This is a genomic window from Opacimonas viscosa (assembly GCF_024199005.1).
Lineage (GTDB): Bacteria > Pseudomonadota > Gammaproteobacteria > Enterobacterales > Alteromonadaceae > Opacimonas > Opacimonas viscosa.
Genome location: NZ_JANATA010000026.1, coordinates 1 through 21,945, shown reverse-complemented (window position 1 = coordinate 21,945; position 21,945 = coordinate 1). Strand labels below are relative to the sequence as shown.

At 43.0% G+C, this 21,945-nt stretch carries 20 protein-coding genes; 5 read left to right on the top strand and 15 right to left on the bottom strand.

Annotated elements, in window-relative coordinates:
* Position 1 precedes the first annotated feature (1 nt).
* From NLF92_RS11815 to NLF92_RS11780, 8 genes are all read right to left on the bottom strand, one after another.
* Positions 2-1,240: a tetratricopeptide repeat protein gene (locus NLF92_RS11815; RefSeq protein ID WP_254102210.1), complete on the bottom strand. Its 1,239-nt coding sequence runs from the start codon at positions 1,238-1,240 to the stop codon at positions 2-4.
* A gap of 153 nt (positions 1,241-1,393) precedes the next feature.
* A complete protein-coding gene (locus NLF92_RS11810; RefSeq protein ID WP_254102208.1) occupies positions 1,394-2,626 on the bottom strand; it encodes an NADH:flavin oxidoreductase/NADH oxidase family protein in 1,233 nt (410 codons plus the stop codon).
* 275 nt (positions 2,627-2,901) lie between these two features.
* Positions 2,902-4,242, bottom strand: coding sequence for an ADP-ribosylglycohydrolase family protein (locus NLF92_RS11805; protein ID WP_254102206.1), 1,341 nt, complete (start codon positions 4,240-4,242; stop codon positions 2,902-2,904).
* 69 nt (positions 4,243-4,311) lie between these two features.
* A complete protein-coding gene (acnA, locus tag NLF92_RS11800) occupies positions 4,312-7,026 on the bottom strand; it encodes an aconitate hydratase AcnA (protein ID WP_254102204.1) in 2,715 nt (904 codons plus the stop codon).
* 121 nt (positions 7,027-7,147) lie between these two features.
* The gene (locus tag NLF92_RS11795) at positions 7,148-7,864 is read right to left on the bottom strand and encodes a hypothetical protein (protein WP_254102202.1); all 717 of its coding nucleotides are present in this window, start codon (positions 7,862-7,864) and stop codon (positions 7,148-7,150) included.
* A 166-nt stretch (positions 7,865-8,030) separates the two neighbouring features.
* Positions 8,031-9,359 (bottom strand): HipA domain-containing protein, encoded by a 1,329-nt coding sequence (locus NLF92_RS11790; RefSeq protein ID WP_254102200.1) that lies wholly within the window; start codon positions 9,357-9,359, stop codon positions 8,031-8,033.
* 2 nt (positions 9,360-9,361) lie between these two features.
* Positions 9,362-9,652: a helix-turn-helix domain-containing protein gene (locus tag NLF92_RS11785; RefSeq protein ID WP_254102198.1), complete on the bottom strand. Its 291-nt coding sequence runs from the start codon at positions 9,650-9,652 to the stop codon at positions 9,362-9,364.
* A 449-nt stretch (positions 9,653-10,101) separates the two neighbouring features.
* Complete coding sequence (locus tag NLF92_RS11780) at positions 10,102-10,962, bottom strand: YicC/YloC family endoribonuclease (protein WP_254102196.1); 861 nt, start codon at positions 10,960-10,962, stop codon at positions 10,102-10,104.
* Between the two features lie 225 nt (positions 10,963-11,187).
* On the opposite strand from NLF92_RS11780, the gene rph reads away from it, so the two are divergent.
* From rph to tusA, 3 genes are read left to right on the top strand one after another with little or no spacing between them, the layout of a single operon-like run.
* The gene (rph, locus tag NLF92_RS11775; protein ID WP_254102194.1) at positions 11,188-11,916 is read left to right on the top strand and encodes a ribonuclease PH; all 729 of its coding nucleotides are present in this window, start codon (positions 11,188-11,190) and stop codon (positions 11,914-11,916) included.
* 14 nt (positions 11,917-11,930) lie between these two features.
* The gene (pyrE, locus tag NLF92_RS11770) at positions 11,931-12,575 is read left to right on the top strand and encodes an orotate phosphoribosyltransferase (protein ID WP_254102192.1); all 645 of its coding nucleotides are present in this window, start codon (positions 11,931-11,933) and stop codon (positions 12,573-12,575) included.
* Positions 12,576-12,614: 39 nt separating this feature from the next.
* A complete protein-coding gene (tusA, locus tag NLF92_RS11765) occupies positions 12,615-12,872 on the top strand; it encodes a sulfurtransferase TusA (RefSeq protein ID WP_254102190.1) in 258 nt (85 codons plus the stop codon).
* A 62-nt stretch (positions 12,873-12,934) separates the two neighbouring features.
* Here the strand turns inward: tusA and NLF92_RS11760 are convergent, their stop codons facing one another.
* From NLF92_RS11760 to NLF92_RS11745, 4 genes are all read right to left on the bottom strand, one after another.
* Positions 12,935-13,162 (bottom strand): YheU family protein, encoded by a 228-nt coding sequence (locus tag NLF92_RS11760; RefSeq protein WP_254102188.1) that lies wholly within the window; start codon positions 13,160-13,162, stop codon positions 12,935-12,937.
* Positions 13,159-14,229: a hydrolase gene (locus NLF92_RS11755; RefSeq protein WP_254102186.1), complete on the bottom strand. Its 1,071-nt coding sequence runs from the start codon at positions 14,227-14,229 to the stop codon at positions 13,159-13,161. The genes NLF92_RS11760 and NLF92_RS11755 overlap by 4 nt, the downstream gene beginning before the upstream one ends.
* A 6-nt stretch (positions 14,230-14,235) precedes the next feature.
* On the bottom strand, positions 14,236-14,748 hold the full coding sequence (locus NLF92_RS11750) for a TIGR02444 family protein (protein ID WP_254102184.1): 513 nt from the start codon (positions 14,746-14,748) through the stop codon (positions 14,236-14,238).
* A gap of 109 nt (positions 14,749-14,857) precedes the next feature.
* On the bottom strand, positions 14,858-16,804 hold the full coding sequence (locus NLF92_RS11745) for an ATP-binding cassette domain-containing protein (RefSeq protein ID WP_254102182.1): 1,947 nt from the start codon (positions 16,802-16,804) through the stop codon (positions 14,858-14,860).
* A 195-nt stretch (positions 16,805-16,999) separates the two neighbouring features.
* On the opposite strand from NLF92_RS11745, the gene NLF92_RS11740 reads away from it, so the two are divergent.
* The gene (locus NLF92_RS11740; RefSeq protein ID WP_254102180.1) at positions 17,000-17,203 is read left to right on the top strand and encodes a YheV family putative zinc ribbon protein; all 204 of its coding nucleotides are present in this window, start codon (positions 17,000-17,002) and stop codon (positions 17,201-17,203) included.
* 89 nt (positions 17,204-17,292) lie between these two features.
* Here NLF92_RS11740 and NLF92_RS11735 read toward each other — a convergent pair whose 3' ends face one another.
* The 3 genes from NLF92_RS11735 to NLF92_RS11725 form a co-directional block, all read right to left on the bottom strand.
* The gene (locus tag NLF92_RS11735; RefSeq protein ID WP_254102178.1) at positions 17,293-17,565 is read right to left on the bottom strand and encodes a SlyX family protein; all 273 of its coding nucleotides are present in this window, start codon (positions 17,563-17,565) and stop codon (positions 17,293-17,295) included.
* Between the two features lie 46 nt (positions 17,566-17,611).
* Entirely contained in the window at positions 17,612-19,870 is a 2,259-nt protein-coding gene (locus NLF92_RS11730) for an ATP-binding protein (RefSeq protein ID WP_254102176.1), read from the bottom strand.
* 128 nt (positions 19,871-19,998) lie between these two features.
* Positions 19,999-20,952 carry a WD40 repeat domain-containing protein gene (locus NLF92_RS11725; protein ID WP_254102174.1) on the bottom strand — a complete coding sequence of 318 codons (954 nt, stop codon included), beginning with the start codon at positions 20,950-20,952 and terminating at the stop codon, positions 19,999-20,001.
* A gap of 140 nt (positions 20,953-21,092) precedes the next feature.
* On the opposite strand from NLF92_RS11725, the gene fkpA reads away from it, so the two are divergent.
* Positions 21,093-21,854 carry an FKBP-type peptidyl-prolyl cis-trans isomerase gene (gene fkpA / locus NLF92_RS11720; RefSeq protein WP_254102172.1) on the top strand — a complete coding sequence of 254 codons (762 nt, stop codon included), beginning with the start codon at positions 21,093-21,095 and terminating at the stop codon, positions 21,852-21,854.
* Positions 21,855-21,945 lie beyond the last annotated feature (91 nt).

Sequence of the window (21,945 nt, the reverse complement as noted above, 5' to 3'; positions counted from 1 at the left end):
GTTAATAGTTTAATGAGTTTTTTATTGAGTTAAAAACCGATAGTTTATTCGCATAGGTCTCTTGGCGCCGTTCAGTTTTTGCGAAGCGGCGGGCTTTTTTAAGCGACCTTTCACTCTTAGCCCACAGTCCCAGTTCAGCGTACCCTGTCGCCAGACCTAGATAAAATAAGTCAAAATCAGGTTTCAATTTTATCGCCTTGGTAAAATGCTCAATGCTACTAGACCAATCTTGTGCATATTGCGCTTGCTGCCCGAGTAACATGTGATAGTAGGGGTTTCTAAGACGCTTTTGTTGCACCTCAACGCGTAATTTTTGGGCTGCTTCGACTTTACCTTGATAGTCATACAACCGCGCTAGATTCTCCAAAATAGTCAGTTTATTTTCATCCAACGACAATGCATATAAATAGGCATTCTCCGCTTTATCCCACAGTCCTAAGATGCGATATAAATAACCGAGATTACTTACTGTTGAGGTATCCTGAGGTGCAAATAACAAAGCTGTGCTGAAGTATTGATATGCGCGGGCATAATCTGCAACTAATAAAAATTCAGCACCACGGTTGTTGTAAAACAGGGCGGTGATTGCTTTTTTAGATAATTTTTGGGTCGGCAGGCGATCAAGATTAGGCTGCGGATCAAAATCCACAATAATACCTTCAGGAAATAGCGTCACTGCACTTGATTGTTTCCGAGGCTGGATTTTTAAGTTCACATGGCCATTGAGCAGCGCACGGCCATCATTAACTGTCCAAAACTCTGGCACTAAAACCCGCTGCATCTGAGTCTTAAAGCCTGCATGCTCAGACATTGCAAACGCTAAGATGGTTAAGGATAAACAGTTAGCTTCGCGACGGGCAAATGTGTCTGACGCTACAGTATTTGCTTGACTGACATAGGCTAAATCGAGTGACGTTCGAGAAAACAAAGCCCGATTTAATGCGCGCATTTGCTCGCTTTGAGTTTTAGTATTGGCCACTATCTCAGCGACGAACTCTCGTGCAGCCTCATCTAGCGCAAATATGTCAGAAGGCGTTTCAAGTGGAGAGGTAGCAACTTGTAGGTCAACCTTGGCTAATTCAGTATCAGTAAGTAGCAAACGTTTTATGCTAGCAGGCTGAATATGTGAGGAGGTGGTTTGACAGGCACTCAAGGACATCAGCAGAAGGACGATAAAACTGCCATTAAAAAATCGTTTGGCTAACTTTTTACCCAGCTCATTAACAACGTTTTGCATCATTGATGCCTCTATTTTTTTGCCTTATTTAAGTCTAGTAGAAAAACACATCGACGTCAGTTTTGCTGAAAACGTGTAATAGAAAATAAAGATTACTGCGTCGATTCCCGAACATCGGTGTTGCAACAAATCGATAGGGTTCATTGCCATCTAAACTTACCCATATTGCTTGATTTTTTGGTTATACCGTTTGGTCTGTTTGGATTTAATCAACTGATCTTTAAGTAAAGTCCATATTGGATTTGCGTTCAGTGTAGGTGTTTTATTTTGACTTGATTCACGTAACCAACGCTTCACCATAGCCATAGTTGCCAAGCCTTTTAGCGGTTTATTTTGCCACGCTATATTTGGCATAGTGCCCACTAAATCCGGTTCAGTAGTCCAGCGTTTGGGTAAATCAGGTTGCGCACCGAGTGCACTGGCCATACCGATCAATGCTATGTTTTCAGCTAACACTTTTTCAGCAGTTGCAAGACGATAAATCCCGCCTGTTGTCATAATCGGCACGCGGGTTTTACTCGCGATTTGTTCAGCAAAGGTTAAAAAGTAGGCTTCTCTAGCTAGCGTCCTCTCATCAGCTGTCGTGCCTTGCATTGCTGGTGCCTCATAGCTACCGCCAGAGATCTCAATACAATGCACACCCAACTCTTCCAACATGGCGACTACCGCAACGGCATCGTCCACATCAAAACCGCCACGTTGAAAGTCAGCAGAATTAATCTTCACCGCAAGCGTAAATTCCGGAGCGACTTCTGCTTGGACTTTACTGATGATAGTCGCTAACAATCGAGCTCGATTAGCCAAACTTCCACCCCATTCATCATCGCGTAGATTCGTCAGTGGAGATAAAAACTGTGATAATAAATAACCATGAGCGGCATGGATCTGAACACCATCAAATCCGGCTTGTTCGGCTAGCTTCGCGGTCGTGACAAAACGTTGAATCACATCAGCTATATCCAATTGTGTCATTGCTTTTGGTGTCGCAAATAACTTTGAGAACTTACCTAAATTTAGCGCTTTAGCACTCGGAGCAAGCGCTTTTCCATGCATATTTTTATAGACTTGACGACCTGGATGATTGATTTGCATCCATATCTTTGTGTCGTTTTGCTGCGCTGTACTGGCCCACTTTTGAAAAGCCTTTAAATTTTCTGCATCTTCTAATGCGACACCACCCGGGCCAGTCATAGCCAAGTGATCGACCATCACATTTCCGGTAATGATCAAACCAGCGCCACCTTTGGCCCATGCACTGTAAAGATTGTATAAAGCAATGCCTGGTAGGTGCCCCGGATCCGCTAAATTTTCCTCCATTGCGGCTTTGGTAATACGATTTTTAATAACTTGGCCATTGGGGAATGTAAAAGGTAAGAAAACAGTGCTCATGAATGATAGTTCTTTTATTTTTTGACTATATTACGTCCGTTATCACATCTTTACCAAGACAATTTTTTTGTGTGAGTAAATATTAAATACGCATAGAGGAATTAGTTAAGCGCTGGGGTATATCAGATTTTGTCAATGATAGGCTAGCGATGACGAACCGTTAATGTTGGACAATAAATGTTCACACAATAAGTATTTCATCACACTCATCATCGGTTTCTGGATGAGTTTATTGTGGTCAAGAAGTGTCAAAGGACACCCTGACCCTTCATCCTTTAAGTCCCTGGGTACCTTGTTTGTGCAATATTATTTAAGTCAGTATTTTGTGAATCTGCACCGATATCCCAAAGTGGAAAATCATATAAATCACATGCTATTTCATTAATTCGATCTTCCAGCTCAACATTTTCCACCCATTGAGTCGGAAAATCCCTAAAGCCGTATAACGCTCCCCAAATATTTCCTGCAATCGCACCGGTTGAATCTGAATCGCCATCATGGGACACACTCATGCTCATTAATTCTTTAAAAGAGCTCGCCTGCAATACACAATAAATGGAAATCGCTAATGCTTCCTCAGCAATCCACCCTTCCCCTAAATATTCAATGGCTCTGTATGATGGCATAGGGTCTCTTGACAGTTTTATCGCAGTGGCTATTTTCAGTGTAGTTTCGTCATGACATCTCATTTTACCCAGGATATCCAAAACAGACATACAAGCAGATGCTAACGAGCAGCCGTCTAATATTTGATAGATTATTGCAGCAAACGCACCTGATGCTAGATACCCCGTAGGATGGCCATGAGTTAATCTGGCTGCATCTGCACCCAGTGCAAAACAATCTTCAACTGTGAATTGATTTTTTAGCCGCCAACAGTACAAGCCAATGGGTGCAACACGCATTACTCCCCCACAACCCTTGCTATTATTCTGTGCTGGCGCAGTAAAACTAGTCATTTCAGCCAGTGCTGATAGGCAAGTATTGCCAGGTGCTCTTTGTGAATGAAGCTCCGTTTGCTCCCAAAGATAACCATCTGTTGTAACATCTAAATTTCTCGGCGATGTATGCCCTTGGGTTTGGTACCAACGTTGATAGGCATGGCCAATACAACCTAGCTCTGATGTTACTCCTGTAAAACAACCTTTGACCCATGCACGGAGCAATCCTTCGGTAGTAAACAGAGTCATTTGCGTATCATCAGTGATGGCGCCCACTTTCCCATATGCCTCTGCAAAATCTTCAATCCCGTTGTTGCCATATTGCTGTAAGATTGCACTTCGTTTCATAAATTCTACTGGCGCACCAAAAGCATCACCAATGGCGCCACCCAATAAACAACCGACAAATTGCATACGGTGCCAATCCGAGTTTTCGAAACCAGTTTCTACAGGAGAGTTGTGTGCATCTAAAGATGCGAAGTATTGCCCTTTATAATTGAATCCTTTTTCGCTTATCATTAATTGTAGACCGTACAATAATAACTCTCTGGGGATACTGCCAGGTCCCTGCAAACTTGCATTTAATATTTGCTTGGGCAAGAAATATTCTTGTACTGGTATATTCATACTTTTTAATGCTTCTTCTTTAAAAGAAAGCGCAACTAAATCAGTCATTCATCGTCCTTGATGTAAACATCTTTATGATTGTCTAATTTAAGTTTATCGGTATGAACATTCTGCCCTTTACTTTTTATTTACAATCTCTCGCAGTACCATCGGCAAAATCCCTTTATGACGAATTTGTTCTAGCTCGGACGACGTATCTACCCGAGAATTCAACGTGAATGACAGCTGAGAGCCGTCAGCGCGTTTAATCGTCAGTGTGACAATACCTCGCGGCCTTAACTCATCAATCCCTTCCAAATCAAAGGTTTCTGAGCCATCTAAGTTGAGCGATTGCAATGTGACGTCAGGGGGTAACACCAATGGCACAATCCCCATCCCAACCAAATTAGATTTGTGAATACGTTCAAAGCTTTCGGCAATGATCGCTTTGACGCCCAATAAAGCTGGGCCTTTTGCCGCCCAATCACGAGATGAGCCGGTACCGTAAAGTTTGCCACCAAATACAACAGTTGGCGTATTGGCAGCACGGTACTTGGCTGCAGCATCATATATCGACATTTGTTCAGGTGGGTGGCTATCTGAGAAATAATGAGTCACTGCGCCAGTGGTGCCTGGCACCATTAAATTACGAGCTTTAACGTTGCCAAAAATACTACGTAGCATGACATGGTGATTACCTCTACGAGCACCGAGAGAGGTTAAATCATTTTCTGCTACGCCTTGCTCCATTAGATACTGCCCTGGAGGAGTGTCAGGTCTGATGCGACTGACTGGTGAGATATGGTCGGTAGTGGTATTGTCATCACACATAACCAGCATACGTGCGTTGTAAATATTCGCTAACGCGTCATCAGGCGTTTCTAGTGAAAATCCGTCAAAAAACGATATCTCTTGAATATACGTAGATGCATCATCCCATTCATACACCGGTCCTTGAGGTGCCTCAAGTGTTTGCCATGTGGCTGGGCCAGATAGGGCGTTTTCATAGGTTTGACGGAATGCTTGCGGATCCATACATTGGCTGAGAGTGTCTTGGATTTCTTGATTAGATGGCCAGATATCTCGAAGGTAAACATCATTGCCTTGGTCATCTTTACCCAAGGGTTCAGACGTAGGATCGATACAGACAGTACCTGCTAACGCCATAGCGACCACGAGAGGGGGTGACATCAAAAAGTTCGCATCTACATCAGGGTGCACTCGCCCTTCAAAGTTTCTGTTCCCCGATAAGACCGATGCGGCGACAATATCATGCTGCTGTAGTGCTTTCTCAATACTCGGTGATAAAGGACCGGAGTTTCCAACACACGTGGTACATCCATACCCTGCGGTGTTAAACCCAAGTGCATCGAGATGTTGCTGTAAACCTGCTTTCGTCAAATAATCTGTTGCTACTGGTGAGCCAGGGGCAAGTGAGGTTTTGATGCCTGCTGGCACGTTCATACCTAACTCATTGGCTTTTTTGGCGACCAGCCCTGCAGCCACTAACACGCTGGGGTTGGATGTGTTGGTACAAGCCGTAATTGCGGCAATCACGATATCCCCATCTTTTAGCGTGCGTTCTGGTTGGGCAGTAAAAACACCCTCTTGGTCTGTGCGCATCGGGATCACGGTAGCGGTCTCAGGAGCACGCTGCTCATCATGAGTACTTTGCGTAAATACACGACCGATGTCAGAAAGTGCGTGACGGTCTTGAGGTTTTTTCGGTCCAGCAACCGATGGCTCCACACTGGAGAGATCAAGATACAGCGTATCAGTATATTCAGGTAATGGTTGTCCTGCAGTCCAGGTCATGTGCTGCGCTTCATGGAAAGCCAAAGGCAAATCACCATCACGTCCAGTGGCACGTAAATAGTCAGCAGAAATGGCATCAAATGGGAAAAAGCCCATGGTAGCCCCATACTCAGGTGCCATATTGGCAATCGTAGCTCGGTCAGGCAAAGAAAGACTGGCCGAACCTTCACCGATAAATTCGACAAATTTACCCACCACGCCAGCTGGATATTTGCGGAGCATTTCAGTAATAGTCAAAACCAAGTCCGTCGCGGTAACTCCCTCTTGGAGTTGACCGGTAAGCACTACACCTACGACTTCTGGGGCGAGCATCTGCATGGGTTGGCCTAGCATGGAGGCACCTGCTTCAATCCCACCTACTCCCCATCCAACAATACCAAGAGCATTGGCCATGGGAGTGTGACTGTCCATACCGATTAAGGTGTCCGGAACGAGTAACCCATCCATATGCAAATACCCTTGCGCCAAATATTCCAAATTCACTTGGTGGACAATACCGGTTTGCGGTGGAATGATCCGGATGGTGTTAAAAGCTTGGGCTCCCCATTTTAAAAAGGAGTAACGCTCCACATTACGAGCGGCCTCTAATTCACCGTTGATTCGTAATGAAGCAGGGCTACCGGTATTATCCATAGTAACAGTGTGATCGATGACTAAGTCGGCACGCACCAAAGGCTCAATAATGGTTGGATCTAAGCCCATACGCTCTACCGCAGAACGCATGGCGGCAAAGTCGACAATCGCCGGTGTACCGCTTAAATCATGCATAATGACACGTCCTGCAGCAAAGGGGATCTCCACCGGCTGAGTGCCTTTATGCGTTGGCCAGTCACCTAAAGCTTTTAGTTGCTCAACCGTGACACCGTGTTTTCCAACATTCCGAGCGATCCCTTCTAAAATCGGACGAAGTGAAAATGGGAGTTTGCTTAAATCGATATCTAGGGCTTGTGCAGTGGCCGGTAGGCTGTGATAAGCCTGCTGAGAAGAGCTCAGAGTTTTGATTGAGTGCTCAGGGGAGAAAGCCGCAGAATTAGACATATATGATTACCTAGTAGGGAAACAAAAGATTATTATTGTCGACAATAATAGTTTGTTTTGGGTTTAATACAACTAGATTAAAGTATTATGAATTTAATTGTCGACATTTTAAGGCTGGGTACTATTTTAGTGGCTGAGCACTATATGTTCGGATCCCCAAATTTTGCGCTTGGAGAAGGTCACTAGAAGTAAACTGGATCTGGCAATCCAAAATCATCATTTGCTGCCAAGTGAAACGTAGTCGATTGGCTTCAGCTGTTTGCCAAAACTCTTCGGTCTTCTTAATAAACGTTTTTACGATATCGCTGTGACCATCTTGGTATAGTTGTCTAACGAGCGAAAAATCTGGCCCAAAGACACTCAACAGCATCGGTTCGTTGATATCCAATGAGGCCATGAGTGAGGATTGTGTTGCGGCAAAATCCCCTTGACGATAAGCAACCCACGCTCTTGCCATATTAATCGCGTGATTTTCACTACTGAACTCGTCCAAAACAAGGCCAGCGATACGTTTTTCCATATTCAAAGAATCAGAGTATGTGAGTAAAGTATCGATCTTTTGTTGTACTTCTTCGATCGGATCAAGCTGCGCACTGTAAGTCAAATGTCTTGTCAATGCGCTGATAAGCTCAAAAGTATTATCTTGTTTGTCTGATTGAGACTGTAAATGATATTGGTATTCACGTAATGTTTGAGCATAAATTCGCTCATTGTTTTGCGCAAATACGTTGAATCTGGAGCTGATGTAGGCATGGTACTTTGGATCTTGGCAGCCTTTGGCGTACATAGCATCTGCATGCGCGGAAATAATTGCTAATAGTAAAAAAAGAAATCGCATGTGTGTGCTGAAACCAAATAAAAAATAATATTATTTAAACGCAAAGCACGAGTATTTAGGTCAGTCTTTGTTTATACCAACATCATATGACTATGTATCTTTGGTTTGCTATTAACCTTCGCCCTTAATCAATTTCGCAGTATGAACTGAATAAGTAATTTAATGTCTATACTTCTATTTTAGGTATATCAGCCGCTTGAGCTTTTAAGTACTCTGTTTTAGTTAATATGTTGTCGCTCAGTTGCTTAAAATAGCTAATATCATCTTCACAAAAATGAGATTGAATTGTCAGGCTTTCAATCAAAGCTCCTGTTGATAGTTGTTTTATCACTTTATTTGCCAAGTCAGTTAACAACCTAGATAACAGTTTTTTATTGATCTGACATGTTTCTGCGAAATCAGCTAGTTGATAAGCGTGGATATCATTCGGTTCAAACTCATCTCCCATAGCCATCGCTAACTCTTGTTTAAATTGAGGGAACATGGCGATATTCACTAAATCATAGGCGGGAGTAAATCGTGCGTTATTTCTATCAAAAAATAGCGAAACATTCTTGCCGTGGCTGTCATAGTTGCTGATCATTAAATTAAAGAGTTGCCAGTTTATCAGCCATTGCTTACTTTCAATTGGCGAAGACATATGTTCAGTGAATTCAAATAGCTTTACTAAGCTAGCTCCGTCTCTAATATGTTTAACATCTCTTCCATCGCCTAAATTTCGCTCGTATTTATAGTCCCTTGGTAAATTCAACATTTGGCAGCCATCGATAACATGACGCCTCATTACTTTGTTGGAGTCGCCAACATATTTGCGATCAAATCGTTTTACGATGAGCGATGGGTGTGGTCCAAATTGTTTATACTCAACATCAGCCGTTGGTAATCCAATTGCACCGGAGAGCTTCATACAAAAGAATTCGTTCAAGACGAGATTAGAACAGTTTTTCTTTTCAAATTTTAGAATATGAGTAGAGCAGAGTGAGCCATCACCAAAGCCAATATTTCCTTGCCCATCAATAAAGACATTCAGTTTATCTTGAACTCCGGCCACGCTGAGACGTGGTTTATCGTCCCATGTAAGTAGGCCAAATTCTTCTTTATTGTTGAGCCTCGTAACTAACTCTTCTTCTTCAAGTATTCTAAAAGACGGTTTTTTTTGTTTTTCTTTGGATGGCGGTAAAAATGTCAATGCCCCGGCTAAGTCATTCCCAATGGCACGTACCTGCGAATAAACATTTTTTTCTGAGACTCCCAGATTTTCAGCTAATAACTTTCTCGCTTCTCCTTCAGGCAAGGCGTTATCGAGAAAGTTGTATGCAACTTCTGGTGAGTGATGATTATCCAGTGGCAAATGAGGTGAGATTGCAAAGCCTTCGCGTCGCCATAGTTGTGAATAATTAAGCTTTAATAAGTTGGTGGTGTTATCTAAAGATAAATTTCCAATTACTTGATTAGCGTGTTTTATGTCTAGCCTGTATGCGTCAGCTTTTGTCATATCTAAACCCAATCATCGTGAGGCGATAATACCTTTTCTGAAGGAATTAATTCTTTGGTGGTTAGCTTAATACCTAATCCGTTTAAAACAGAAAAGACCGCTGATAAAGTGCAATTTGAATTTCCGTTTTCTATACGTGACAAAGTATTGATACCAATTCCGCTAAGCGAGGCACAATCTGCTAATTTTAGGCCGAGTTCTGTTCTTTTTGCTTTGATGAGTTGGCCCAGAACTTCTGCACTATTTATGTAAGCAGAACTAGGCATTTTTGAAACTGTTACTTTTTTAGCCATCTATCGAACCTTGCTAAAATTAATCACCGAATACAGTGATTATAGATAGACTTTAGAAATTTACAACTATAATCACCGATAAAGGTGATTATATTAATATCTTGAAAAAGGCCACTCAATAAATAACCGTTAATGGTGATTATTAGCCTTTAGCCCTTTGAGCCTTATCATCATCAAAGTGTATTTATTTAGCTATTCAGAAACAATCGCTAAGCTTTATTGTTTTACTAAACTTAAAAATTCTGATTTTTTGATTTGAAAATATACATCCTCGCAACCAGCTGAAAGGTAGGGAAAGCTAATTTTTTGCCTAAAGAGTTTGTAAATAAGAATAAATCCACCAATCAAAGTAGGATTTGGATAGATATCTCAGGACTAACCTCGACACAAACCAACAAAAAACCCAGTAACAACTGGGTCTGAAGGATAACTTAGTAAGCTAATGAGCTTTATTCGATATTCTGGATCTGCTCACGCATCTGCTCAATCAACACCTTTAACTCCACCGCGCTTTGCGTGATGTCCGCATTGATCGACTTTGAACCTAGCGTATTCGATTCACGGTTGAATTCCTGCATCATAAAATCGAGACGACGACCGATCGCGCCACCTTTTTTCATAATATTTTGGGTTTCAGATACATGAGAATGTAAGCGATCTAACTCTTCTGCAACATCGAGTTTTTGCGCCATCAACACCAACTCTTGTTCCACACGTGTTGCATCTAGTTCTATGTTTACTTCTGCAAATTTATTGCGGATTTTGTCTTGTTGCCACTGGAGGACTTCAGGCATCATGGTACCAACCTTGTTGGCCTCTGCCGTGATCGCAGCCAAGCGCTGTTCGATCATCGCTTTTAGATTTTCGCCTTCCGATGCTCGCGCCGCCAAGAAATCCTTCACCGTCAGATCAAATTCTGCTAATAAGTCTTTTTGGATCGCATCCATATCAGTCTCTTGTGCTTCAACCACACCAGGCCACTGCAACACCTCTAGACGATTTAAAGATGCCGGTCCTTGGATAGGTAACGACTCCGCGGCTAACACTACCTGTTCAGCCAGTGCGTGATTGACTGATAACGCCTTGGCCGTGTTTTGTGCTGGCATAAAACGCAACTGGCACTCGACCTTACCACGTTGTAATTGCTTGCGAAAACGTTCACGTAAAATAGGCTCTAAGCTTCGAAACTGCTCTGGAAAACGAAAAAACGTTTCTAAATAACGTTGGTTAACAGAGCGAATTTCCCATACTGCACTCCCCCACTCTGCCTTTAATTCACGACGGGCAAACGCTGTCATACTATAAATCATACCGGTTCCTTTCATTCAAAATTTTTTTACTGACGAAATCATTTGAACGAGATAATAGTTTCACAATCCTTATCTCAAGTTCCCCCATATCTTAACATAATTTACTTTAAGCTCTGGTAGAAAAGTCTGTGCCACTGAAATTATATCGCTTTGACTAATGACGGGCCTCGCCTCAATAAGATATAATCTACTTGTACACATTTTTTCAATTCTTTAGGAGCATTTATGCGTCCCAGTGGTCGTACCGCTAGTCAAATCCGCCCAGTTACTTTTACTCGTCAGTTCACTTGTCACGCTGAAGGCTCTGTCTTAGTTGAATTTGGTAACACCAAAGTTATCTGTACCGCCTCTGTAGAAGAAGGTGTGCCGCGTTTCATGAAAGGCAAAGGCGAAGGCTGGATCACCGCAGAATACTCCATGCTACCACGCGCCACTCATACCCGTTCAGGCCGAGAAGCTGCACGCGGTAAACAAGGCGGTCGTACCCTTGAAATCCAACGCCTCATCGCTCGCTCTTTGCGCGCTGCCGTAGATTTAAAACTCTTAGGTGAAAACACCATTACCGTTGATTGTGATGTTATTCAAGCCGATGGTGGCACACGTACCGCATCTATCTCAGGCGCTTGTGTGGCCCTAGTTGACGCCATTAACCATATGCGTGGTAAAGGCATTTTAAAAACCAATCCTTTAAAACACATGATTGCTGCCGTTTCTGTGGGTGTTGTAAATGGAGAGCCCGTCGCAGACTTGGAATACACCGAAGACTCGATTGCCGAAACAGACATGAATGTTGTCATGACTGAAACAGGACAGTTCATTGAAGTCCAAGGTACCGCAGAAGGCGAACCATTCAGCATGGAAGAGATGATGACGATGCTTGAGCTGGCCAAACAAGGGCTATACGAAGTATTTACTCAGCAACAACTCGCACTCAACGCATCTACTGCAAAATAATAGATAGGTAAACCATGCAAGCATACCAAAAAGATTTTATCGAATTTGCGATTGCCAGAAACGTCCTACGTTTTGGTGAATTTACATTAAAATCAGGCCGTACCAGTCCATATTTCTTTAATGCAGGACTGTTCAACACCGGTGCTGATTTAGCGACTTTAGGGCAATGCTATGCCGCCGCCTTAATCGATTCGGGCATTTCTTTTGATGTGCTATTTGGCCCTGCGTACAAAGGCATTCCGATCGCCACTACGACTGCCGTAGCTTTGGCAACCCAGCACAGTGTTGATACCCCGTATTGCTTTAACCGCAAAGAAGCCAAAACTCATGGAGAAGGCGGTAATTTAGTCGGCGCTGAACTCGCTGGCAACATCATGTTAGTCGATGACGTGATCACTGCAGGTACGGCTATTCGTGAGTCAATGACCTTGATCCAAGCCCACAATGCCACTCTCGCAGGTGTATTAATTGCTTTAGATCGCCAAGAAAAAGGCCAAGGTGAGCTCTCCGCAATCCAAGAAGTCGAACGTGATTTTGGTACCAAAGTCGTGAGTATTGTGACACTGAATGATGTCATGACTTACTTGGCAGATAAACCGGAAATGGCTGAGCACTTAGAGGCTGTAGCAGCATATCGCAAGCAATACGGTATTGCTTAGGTCGGACCGACTGAAGCGTTAAATTGCATAGTACACACGATGTCCGAAGTAGCTACATTGACCCCGCCTGAAGCAGACCATACCTTGGATGCTTTGGGTTTGCGCTGTCCAGAACCCGTCATGATGATCCGCAAAAAAATGCGCGATATTCCCGTCGGTGACACCTTATTAATTACCGCAGATGATCCTGCAACAACTCGTGATATCCCAAATTTCTGTCATTTTATGGAACATACCTTGATTGACAGTGCAGCGAGTACAGCCCCATTTTGGTATCTTTTGCGCAAAGGGTTATAAACCTCATGTGTAAGCCACATATTGGGACCTATTTATCGCGCACAAACACCAACATTATTCGTCTATTCTTCCACAAATTCCAAACCGTCTTTAGGTACAATATCGACTGATTCGTGTAACTCAGAATAAACCAAAACAGCGACCCCCGAATCTAACTGTGCACGAACCTGAGCCACCTTTTCTGCCAAAGACATCTCTTCCAAGCCATAATCCGTCCCTTCACGCAGTACAAAACTCTCAATAATACTATACAAAGTATCTGCGGCTAACTCTGTATGTGGGATGATCATGAACTGTGCTCCGCCTTTGCATGAACGTCATATACCCGTTCTTGAGCTTGCTCAGCCGCACCTTGGTAAACCAAAAATTGTTCTTCTATAAATTCAGGGATCCGGGTTTGTAACCAAGACCCCACACGCCATGGCGCACCTGTTAAAAATCCAACATGCCCACCGCGACGCGACAATTCATAAGCGACCTTTGGACTGAGCTCTTGTGCTTTGGGGACCACTTTCTGGTTCATAAAGGGATCGTCCAGCGCATGCAAAATCAATGTCGGTTTTTGGATCGATTTCAGAAACTGTAACCCAGAACATTTGTGATAATAATCGTCCGCTCCGGCAAAACCATGCAAAGGTGCCGTCACGTTCTCATCAAATTTAGTAAACGTATCGAGGTTCTTTACCGTTGCCGCCGATACTCTTACTTTACCGCGATAATCCATAGTGGCCATTTTGGCTCGAAGATTCGCCTGCATACTACGGAGTAATTTCGCTTCATATACCTTGGCAAACCCTTGCTGAATTGCCTCTGCACACTGATCCAAACGCAAAGGAGCAGACACACTGACACAACTGACAAATGGACACTCTGTCCCAGTTTCGCCGGCGAGTTTCATTAACATGTTGCCACCCAAAGAAAAACCAACAGCAAATAGAGGGATATCGGGGTAACGCGTTTGCAGAGTTTTGGCAAACGCGAGTGCATCGCTGGTCTCACCGCTATGATAAGCTCGATGGGTCCTGTTCGGCTCACCGTGACAACCTCGAAAATGCATTAACACCACTTGATAATCAGTCTTTGTAAATGCAGCCACTGCATCTTGAATATAATGAGAATCTTTGGAGCCTTCTAAGCCGTGAAATAACGCGACCACACCTTTGACCTGCTGTGGCTCTGGTGCCCAAGCTAACTGAACATAATCATCGTCAGGTAGAGTGAATCGTTCCAAACGCCATGCGATTGGTGCTCGACGCACACCATATTTGCCCCAAATAGTCTGCACATGACGGTTTTTACACCATGCTGGAGATTGATAGGCAGAGGTCACTATTTTGCCAAAAACCGTATTTGTCATATGTCGTTATACCGACCTGTTCAATAATTTAATCATACTTGAAATATGGCTATATGCGGCCTTTTTCAAGTCATCAGGAACATAGTGCTCAGTATGCCAATGGAGATACGCAAACGTATCCTCTAGCATGTCCCCCGCAAAACTTTCCGGGGCCAGCTTGATATGCAAACCCAAATCGACTAAGGCTTTTTGTTGACGTTGTTCCGCGGACAGCTCTGCTTGTAAATACTTTGCATAATTCGCATCATTTTTGTTGGTATTTATCCGCAATTCTCGAATAGGGCCAACATCTTGCGCAAAAGTTTCATTCAGTACTGCATCTAACGCCTGAAAATGCTGTTTGCCCAGAACACAATGCTGAGAACCCAAATATGCGAGCCATAACACGCCATTCACGTGCCCATCGAAATGGTTTTGCCAAACTAAAAGTGCTTGAGCAATCCCCTCTGTTGAGTAAACTTTACCTGACCAATGCCAAAAATGTTCAGGTGAAATAGTCGCTATGGCTTGTTTTTCCAAGGTCTTCTTCCTATAAAAATGTGGCAAAGGATAAATCATCACGAACTACATACACGACCTAAGTTACGTTGCAATGTGATTTTTCGATCGTATTTAACGCTAAAAGCTTTTAACCAGCCTTTAACTCCTCAGAAAATTTTGTTTGTTCTTGTTCTAACTGTTCTTGGGCATCACACCATGCCATCTCAGCATCGTCTAACTGACTAGAATACTTGGCTTGCTCTGCCAAGAGAGAATTGAGTAGGTTTTTTTGCGCCTCTTCATAGACCGCTGGGTCGGCTAATTGTGATTCGATATCGGCGAGTTTGGCTTGGGCCGTTTCCATCACTTTTTCATAACGAGTAATATCTTTGCGCAAACCTGAAGTGCGTTGTCTAAACTCCGCCTCCAGGCGCTTTTGCAGTTTTCTATCGATGGCAGGCTCAGTCTTCTCTGTCCCTTGGGCTTGGGCTTTAGAATCTGCTTTTTCCTGCGCCTTTTCTTGTTTAACCGTATCTAACACCCATTTTGTGTAATCCGACAAATCACCTCTGAAAGGCTCTACCGCACCACTATCCACTAGGTAAAAATCTTCGCACACACTGGCTAATAAAGTGCGATCATGCGATACCAGCACCATTGCGCCTGTGAAGCCCTGTAACGCAAAATTTAGTGCATCTCGCATATCCAAATCCAAATGGTTTGTCGGCTCATCTAGCAACAGCAGATTAGGTTTTTGGTACACAATCAACGCCAACACCAAACGTGCCTTTTCACCACCAGACATGGGGCCCACTAAGCTAGTAGCCTCATCACCTTGGAAACCAAACCCACCTAGATAGTCGCGATGTTGTTGCTCTGTGGGCACTCGGTCCAAGCGCTGTAAGTGCAACAAAGGCGTTGCATCCAAATCCAGTGTTTCGACTTGATGCTGAGCAAAATAGCCAATGTCCAAACCTTGTGAGGTTTGGTAATCACCAGACATGGGGGCATGCACTTGGGCGAGTAACTTGATCAATGTCGATTTACCAGCGCCATTACGACCTAACAAACCAATCCGACTGCCGGGTACCAAATTCAACTTAACCGAAGACAGAATAACCGTTTCATCATAGCCGACGGTGATCGCTTCCATCGCCACCAATGGATTTGGTAGCTTATTGGGTTCATAAAACTCAAAAGAGAAGGGGTTATGGATTTGTACCGGTGCGATTTCTTGCATTTTCTCGAGTTGTTTTACCCGACTTTGCGCTTGTTTTGCTTTACTAGCTTTGGCTTTAAACCGGTCAATGAAGCTTTGTAGATGCGCCACTTGGGTTTGTTGTTTTTCAAATTGGAGTTGCTGCAAACGCAATCGCTCCGCCCGCTGTTTTTGATAGCTAGAATAATTACCGGTATAGGTCATCAAAGATTGGCTTTCAAAACTGATAATGTGCTGGGCTATTTCATCAATAAAAGACTTATCATGCGAAATCAAAAGTAAAGTACCAGCGTATCTTTGTAACCATTTTTCAAGCCAGATAACAGCATCTAAATCCAAGTGGTTAGTTGGCTCATCCAGTAACAACACATCCGATTGACAAAGTAAGGCTTTAGCCAGATTAATGCGCATTTTCCACCCACCAGAAAACGCATTCACAGGCTTTTGTAAATCATCATTCGCAAAACCCAAACCCGCTAAAATCGTGGCGGCTCTGGCCTCAACATCGTACCAACCGGCATGCTCTAACTGGCCATGTAATTCTGCAATCCGCTCACCATCTTCGGCTGCTTCCGCAGCAGCAAGTGCTGCGCGCAAGCTTGATAACACATCATCACCGCTGATGGTATGAGCTAAAATCGTCTCCTCAGTATTAGGCGTATGCTGAGCAACAGCGACCATGCGCCACCCTTTGGGAAAATGATACTCACCGGTTTCTAACGTCAGCTTGTTTTGCAACAACGCAAAGAGACTCGATTTACCGCAACCATTGGGTCCGATGACAGCATATTTATGCCCCGGATAAAAATCCACACTGCTCGGCTCAAGCAAGGTTTTGGTGCCTCGCATAAAAGAGATGTTGGATAATTTGATCATAGAGCCTCAGACGTAAAAAAATAAAACAGAAATGCAGCTAGTTGGGGTAACAGATAGCTTTTACGGATTATATCAGAATCCACTAAGAAGCGATGATAATTGCGACTTTACGCCACAAAAAAACGAGAAGTAACCCAAATCACACTTTTATGGGTATAATAAGCACGCTTTTTATCATTTTACGTAGAGAACACCATGTCTAAGAAAACTCGCAAACGTTTTATTGCAGGTGCCACTTGTCCCAAGTGCAAAGCCCAAGACTCAATCATGCTGTACTTTGAAAATAATGTCGAAAAGCTACAATGCGTGAAGTGTGATTACCATGATGTACAATCACAAACGGATGTCGCCCAGGCGGGTCAGAACTCTGCAGATGTCATTGGTGTGTTTAAACCATAACAGAGCTCCACTATTCAGATGACTTTGTCAGAGGAGTGGAGGTATCTAATTTCACACTATTACGCTGTGCACGATTGAGTATTTATCTTTTAATAATGCGGCGGTGGTGTTTCTTCTTCTGGCTTTGCAATATTAGACGGTTCGATAGATTTCATTTTATCCATCATATGATCAACCTTAAAACTCAACTGATCCATGGTCAGTTGTTGGTTGCTCAACGCCTCATTTAACTGCTCAATCGTATCATCTTGAAAAGCCACTTTCGTTTCTAAATCCACCACTTGGTTCTCTAACGTTTCGATGGTTTTTTGCAATTGCGCGATGAGCGAGCTTGGATCTTGGGACCACAGGTTTTCTGTCATAATTACATTCTCAAACTACTTTTACATTAGTCTACCATGCAAAGACCTACAACGTCGCTAATAGTCGATAAAGCGTATTCAAATCCACCGGCTTGCCAATATGATGTGCAAATCCGACACTTTCATAATATTCAATATCGGCCTCTGCGGTGTTGGCTGTAATGGAAACAAAGATACTATCACTGCCCGAACTTTGCATTTGACGGCAGGCTTCCACCCCATCCATAACCGGCATTTGAATGTCCAAAAACACAATGTCAGGTTTTAAAATAGCATGTAAATCAATCGCTTCCTTACCATTTGCCGCAACCATAACCTGTGCTTTGGTATCTGCCATCATGGCACAAAATATCGCTTGGTTTATTTCATTATCTTCTGCCAAGACAATCTTTTTGCCTTCTAAATTAGGCACAGGTTCTTGCTCGGATTGCTTTGGTCGGGAGACAGAAATTGCACGTGTCAAAGGTAAACGTGTGGTAATGGTGGTACCCACATTCAGTTGACTTTCCACCTGAATATCACCGTGCATTAATTCCACCAAGCCCAAACTAATCGGCATTCCTAAACCGGTGCCACCATAACGTCGAGTAGTCGATGTGTCTGCTTGCGTAAATCTATCAAATAATTTATCAACAAAATCTTGGGACATACCTCGACCAGTATCTTCGATTTTGATAATCAGTGTGGATTTTGGCTCCTCAGTACTACTGACATGAATAACAATAGTTCCTTTATCTGTAAACTTAATCGCATTTGATATGAAATTTAGGAGGACTTGTTTTAAACGAAGCGGATCTCCCATCCACCCATCTATAAAATCATCCGCTAGGGTATATGAGAACAATATTCCTTTGACCTTGGCCAAAGGATACATTTCGGACATCAACGTTTCTAAAACCGCCACTAAATTAAATGGTATTTCCTCTAGAGTGATGCCGTCATCTTCAATCTTCGAAAAATTTAATATATCGTTGATCATATTTAACAACGATACCATTGAATAATTAGCATTCGTGATAAGGCCCTTGGCACTTTCACTCAATGGCTGTCGATCAAGTAATTGCAGGGAGCCATGAATACTGTTCAATGGAGTACGGATCTCATGACTCATATTTGCTATGAACTCCGATTTAGCCGTGTTTGCATCCTCAGCTTTTTGCCGTTCTTGCGCTAGATTTTCATTGGCTAACGCAAGTTCTACTGTCCGCTCTTTTACCTTATCGTTTAACGAATCATTCATTTGTGTAATAACGGCTAGCATCTCGTTAAAGCGTTGCCCTAAGGTTTTGACTTCATCAATATTTGTTGTAATGGTTAAGCCTAATTTTGGGTTTTCTTTCATCGTGACCGTTTGTTCAGTTAGGTTTTCAATCGGCTTAGTGACCAGCCTAGCCATAAAGAAACCAACCAATAGAATACTCGCGATAATTACAAAACTCACCAAGATAAACACTCTGACGATTTCATAGAGCCCACTAAGGACCTCCTCATGGTGAATTTTGGCGACCATACCCCAATCATACTCATCGATATACCGAGTAGAAGCGACGACTTTGTTACCTGCATAATCGACAGCATCCCAAAGAATAAGATCCTGACCGGCCAATGCCCTTGTGATCGGTACCCTTAGTTTGTCCTTGGAGACGATGCGTTTGAAGGCACCTTCATTCTCATATTTTGTGGGTGATGCAAATAAAGCATCACCGTTTTGATCTCTAACCGCGACAATCCATTCCCCAGTGTCGCCCAAATCATGGCCTTGTTCGACTATTTGATTGATGAAATCTGGCGTAAAACTGACTTTGATAAACCCTATATTCACCCTGTCTAGGACTAAATTTGCAAAACTATTCATAACCGTCTGGCCTTGCATGTCTTCTAGTTCAATATTGGGTACGATTTGATTGTTCAATATTTTAGAATCAACGTGTTCCGACAAGGTCGAAACAATGGGTTCTCCATTTTGCTTATAAATAGAAATTTCTTGTATATTCAAAATCGAAGAGCGGGCGTCATTAATGATATGTTGCACCCTTTGTAAGTGAGCTACATCATTGGTTTCGATGAACAATTTTAAACTGCGGCGCAATTGGGTTCGACTGGTAATCAAAGCGGTATTATCTTTAATGCGCTGAGCGCTAGACAATATTCTAAATTTTGCGATTTGAGTGATCGCAGATAAGCTTTCTTCCACTTGTTTTTTGTGTTGTTCAGTCACCATCGACACTAGAAAATAAAAACCTAACACCAAAGGTACTAAGGTCGAAAAAATCAACACACCAAGTAAACTATGCCTTAATTTCAATCCGCCACCTCTCCTTCATCTATGGCTTTATAATGTTATCCTTTTAGTGTAGACCGAGATTTCTACATAGCAGAAAATATTTTTTTACTGAAGTATGGATGTACCAAAGAAGTCTCCCCCCCTTCTTTTTAATGACTTATTGCCTTGTGCCATATCTCAAAAAAACCACTAGAACTCAACGAAGCGGGTATCTCACTGTCTGGCATAAAATCGACGCTATGCACCATCGCAGTCGGCATAGACGCATCCGGATGTACACCAACCTTGTATCTAGCGAGGCGTTCTCCGGTTTGTACATCCCATAAGTCCAGAGCTCTAGATGGTGAGCCAGTAAGCAAATACTTACCATCTTTGCTAAATTTTAAAGCGGTTATGATTTTTTGGCGTTCAAAGTATTGCAAAGTACTGATGAGTTGTCCGGTGGTGATATCCCAGATCTTGGAGTGGTCTTTACTATCTGCGGTGAAGGCGTAACGCCCATATTCATCCAGACCGACCATAGAGACCCGACTTTGATGCTCAAATTTACGTAGGACTTGTGCGGTACGGGTATCCCATAACAAGGCTGTATAGTCATTACTCCCTGTCAGTGCATAAAAACCATTCGGCGATAAATCTACGGCATTGATTTTTTCCGTATGCCCCATAAACTCCAAACGTCGCCCGGTTTTAGGATTCAGTAACAGGACGGAGCCATCGCCACGACCCACTAACAATGTTTCCCCTTTTTTACTCACCGCGATATCTCGTATACTCGCAATATCTATGCGCCAAAAACCCACTGGCTCACCCACGGTTAAATCCCATAAAGCAAATGCTTCACGATCCGCCGTCATCGCATACAATCCATCAGCCGAGATATCAATTTTGGTCACTAGGTTGTTGGCATCACCTTCATGACGCCAATCAAACTTCAATTGTCCCGTCGACAATTCCCACACTTTGACACCATTATTGACACTCGACACAATCCCCACATCATAAGCGGTGAGAATATCAGCAGATAACGCACCTCCTACCGAGAGATCAATCCGTTGTTCAGGTGCATCTTCGGGAACTGAACACGCACTTAACAAGCTCACAGAAAGGAGAATAAATAGCCGAAAAAGTTGGAAAAGCGGACAATTTCCAGTAGATTGCACGTTATACCAAAACTTTGATTTAAAATTCTTTTTTAATTCACACATATAATTATAAATAGACAACTCGGAGATGTCCCAGAATGAAACATTCTTTAGCTGCCATTGCAGTGTTATCAGTATTAAGTTTAACGGCTTGTAACCAAGAAACTAAAGCACCAGAAGCTGCTGCTGAAAGTGCGCCTGTGGTATTCAACACACCAGCTGAAAAACAAGCGTATGCGTTAGGTGCAAGTATGGGAGCTTTTGCCGTATCCCGTAAAGAGCAACTCAACGAACTCGACATGGATATTGATGAAGCAATGTTACGTCGCGGCTTTGAAGATGGTTTGACTAAAAACTCACAAATCCCATTAGATGAGATGCAACAGATTATTCGTAACTCTGACCAGGAAGTACGTGCCAAACAAGAAGCAATGGCTAAGCAAGCGGCTGCCAGTAATATCGAAACAGGCAAAGCTTTTCTAGCTGAAAATGCTACAAAAGAAGGTGTCGTAGTCACTGAGTCAGGCTTACAATACCAAGTGTTAGTTGCCGGTACTGGCACAAGCCCGAAAGCGACAGACACTGTGCGCGTTCACTATCAAGGTACGTTACTAGATGGTACTGAGTTTGATTCATCTTACAAACGTGGTGAACCAGCTGAATTCCCATTAAATCGTGTCATCCCTGGCTGGACTGAAGGCGTACAACTGATGAAAGAAGGCGCAAAGTTCAAGTTCTTTATCCCTTCTGAACTGGCTTACGGCGAACGTGCAACCGGTGCAATCACACCAAACTCCACACTGATATTTGAAGTTGAGTTACTGGATGTGGTTTCTGCAGAAGCACCTGCAGCGGAATAATTACAAACAAGTCATTATAAAGCCGACGTAATTAAATGAAGTGACCCCAAAAACTTGGACACTTTACTAAGCGGCTTTCAAGGCCTGATTT

Bases quoted from the DNA above. Each gene is read 5' to 3' on its own strand.
- NLF92_RS11810 (WP_254102208.1), bottom strand. From the start codon at position 2,626: ATGAGCACTGTTTTCTTACCTTTTACATTCCCCAATGGCCAAGTTATT.
- fkpA (WP_254102172.1), top strand. From the start codon at position 21,093: ATGAAACATTCTTTAGCTGCCATTGCAGTGTTATCAGTATTAAGTTTA.
- pyrE (WP_254102192.1), top strand. From the start codon at position 11,931: ATGCAAGCATACCAAAAAGATTTTATCGAATTTGCGATTGCCAGAAAC.
- NLF92_RS11780 (WP_254102196.1), bottom strand. From the start codon at position 10,962: ATGATTTATAGTATGACAGCGTTTGCCCGTCGTGAATTAAAGGCAGAG.
- NLF92_RS11735 (WP_254102178.1), bottom strand. From the start codon at position 17,565: ATGACAGAAAACCTGTGGTCCCAAGATCCAAGCTCGCTCATCGCGCAA.
- NLF92_RS11805 (WP_254102206.1), bottom strand. From the start codon at position 4,242: ATGACTGATTTAGTTGCGCTTTCTTTTAAAGAAGAAGCATTAAAAAGT.
- tusA (WP_254102190.1), top strand. From the start codon at position 12,615: ATGTCCGAAGTAGCTACATTGACCCCGCCTGAAGCAGACCATACCTTG.
- NLF92_RS11795 (WP_254102202.1), bottom strand. From the start codon at position 7,864: ATGCGATTTCTTTTTTTACTATTAGCAATTATTTCCGCGCATGCAGAT.
- NLF92_RS11785 (WP_254102198.1), bottom strand. From the start codon at position 9,652: ATGGCTAAAAAAGTAACAGTTTCAAAAATGCCTAGTTCTGCTTACATA.
- NLF92_RS11740 (WP_254102180.1), top strand. From the start codon at position 17,000: ATGTCTAAGAAAACTCGCAAACGTTTTATTGCAGGTGCCACTTGTCCC.
- NLF92_RS11745 (WP_254102182.1), bottom strand. From the start codon at position 16,804: ATGATCAAATTATCCAACATCTCTTTTATGCGAGGCACCAAAACCTTG.
- rph (WP_254102194.1), top strand. From the start codon at position 11,188: ATGCGTCCCAGTGGTCGTACCGCTAGTCAAATCCGCCCAGTTACTTTT.
- NLF92_RS11760 (WP_254102188.1), bottom strand. From the start codon at position 13,162: ATGATCATCCCACATACAGAGTTAGCCGCAGATACTTTGTATAGTATT.
- acnA (WP_254102204.1), bottom strand. From the start codon at position 7,026: ATGTCTAATTCTGCGGCTTTCTCCCCTGAGCACTCAATCAAAACTCTG.
- NLF92_RS11815 (WP_254102210.1), bottom strand. From the start codon at position 1,240: ATGATGCAAAACGTTGTTAATGAGCTGGGTAAAAAGTTAGCCAAACGA.
- NLF92_RS11790 (WP_254102200.1), bottom strand. From the start codon at position 9,359: ATGACAAAAGCTGACGCATACAGGCTAGACATAAAACACGCTAATCAA.
- NLF92_RS11755 (WP_254102186.1), bottom strand. From the start codon at position 14,229: ATGACAAATACGGTTTTTGGCAAAATAGTGACCTCTGCCTATCAATCT.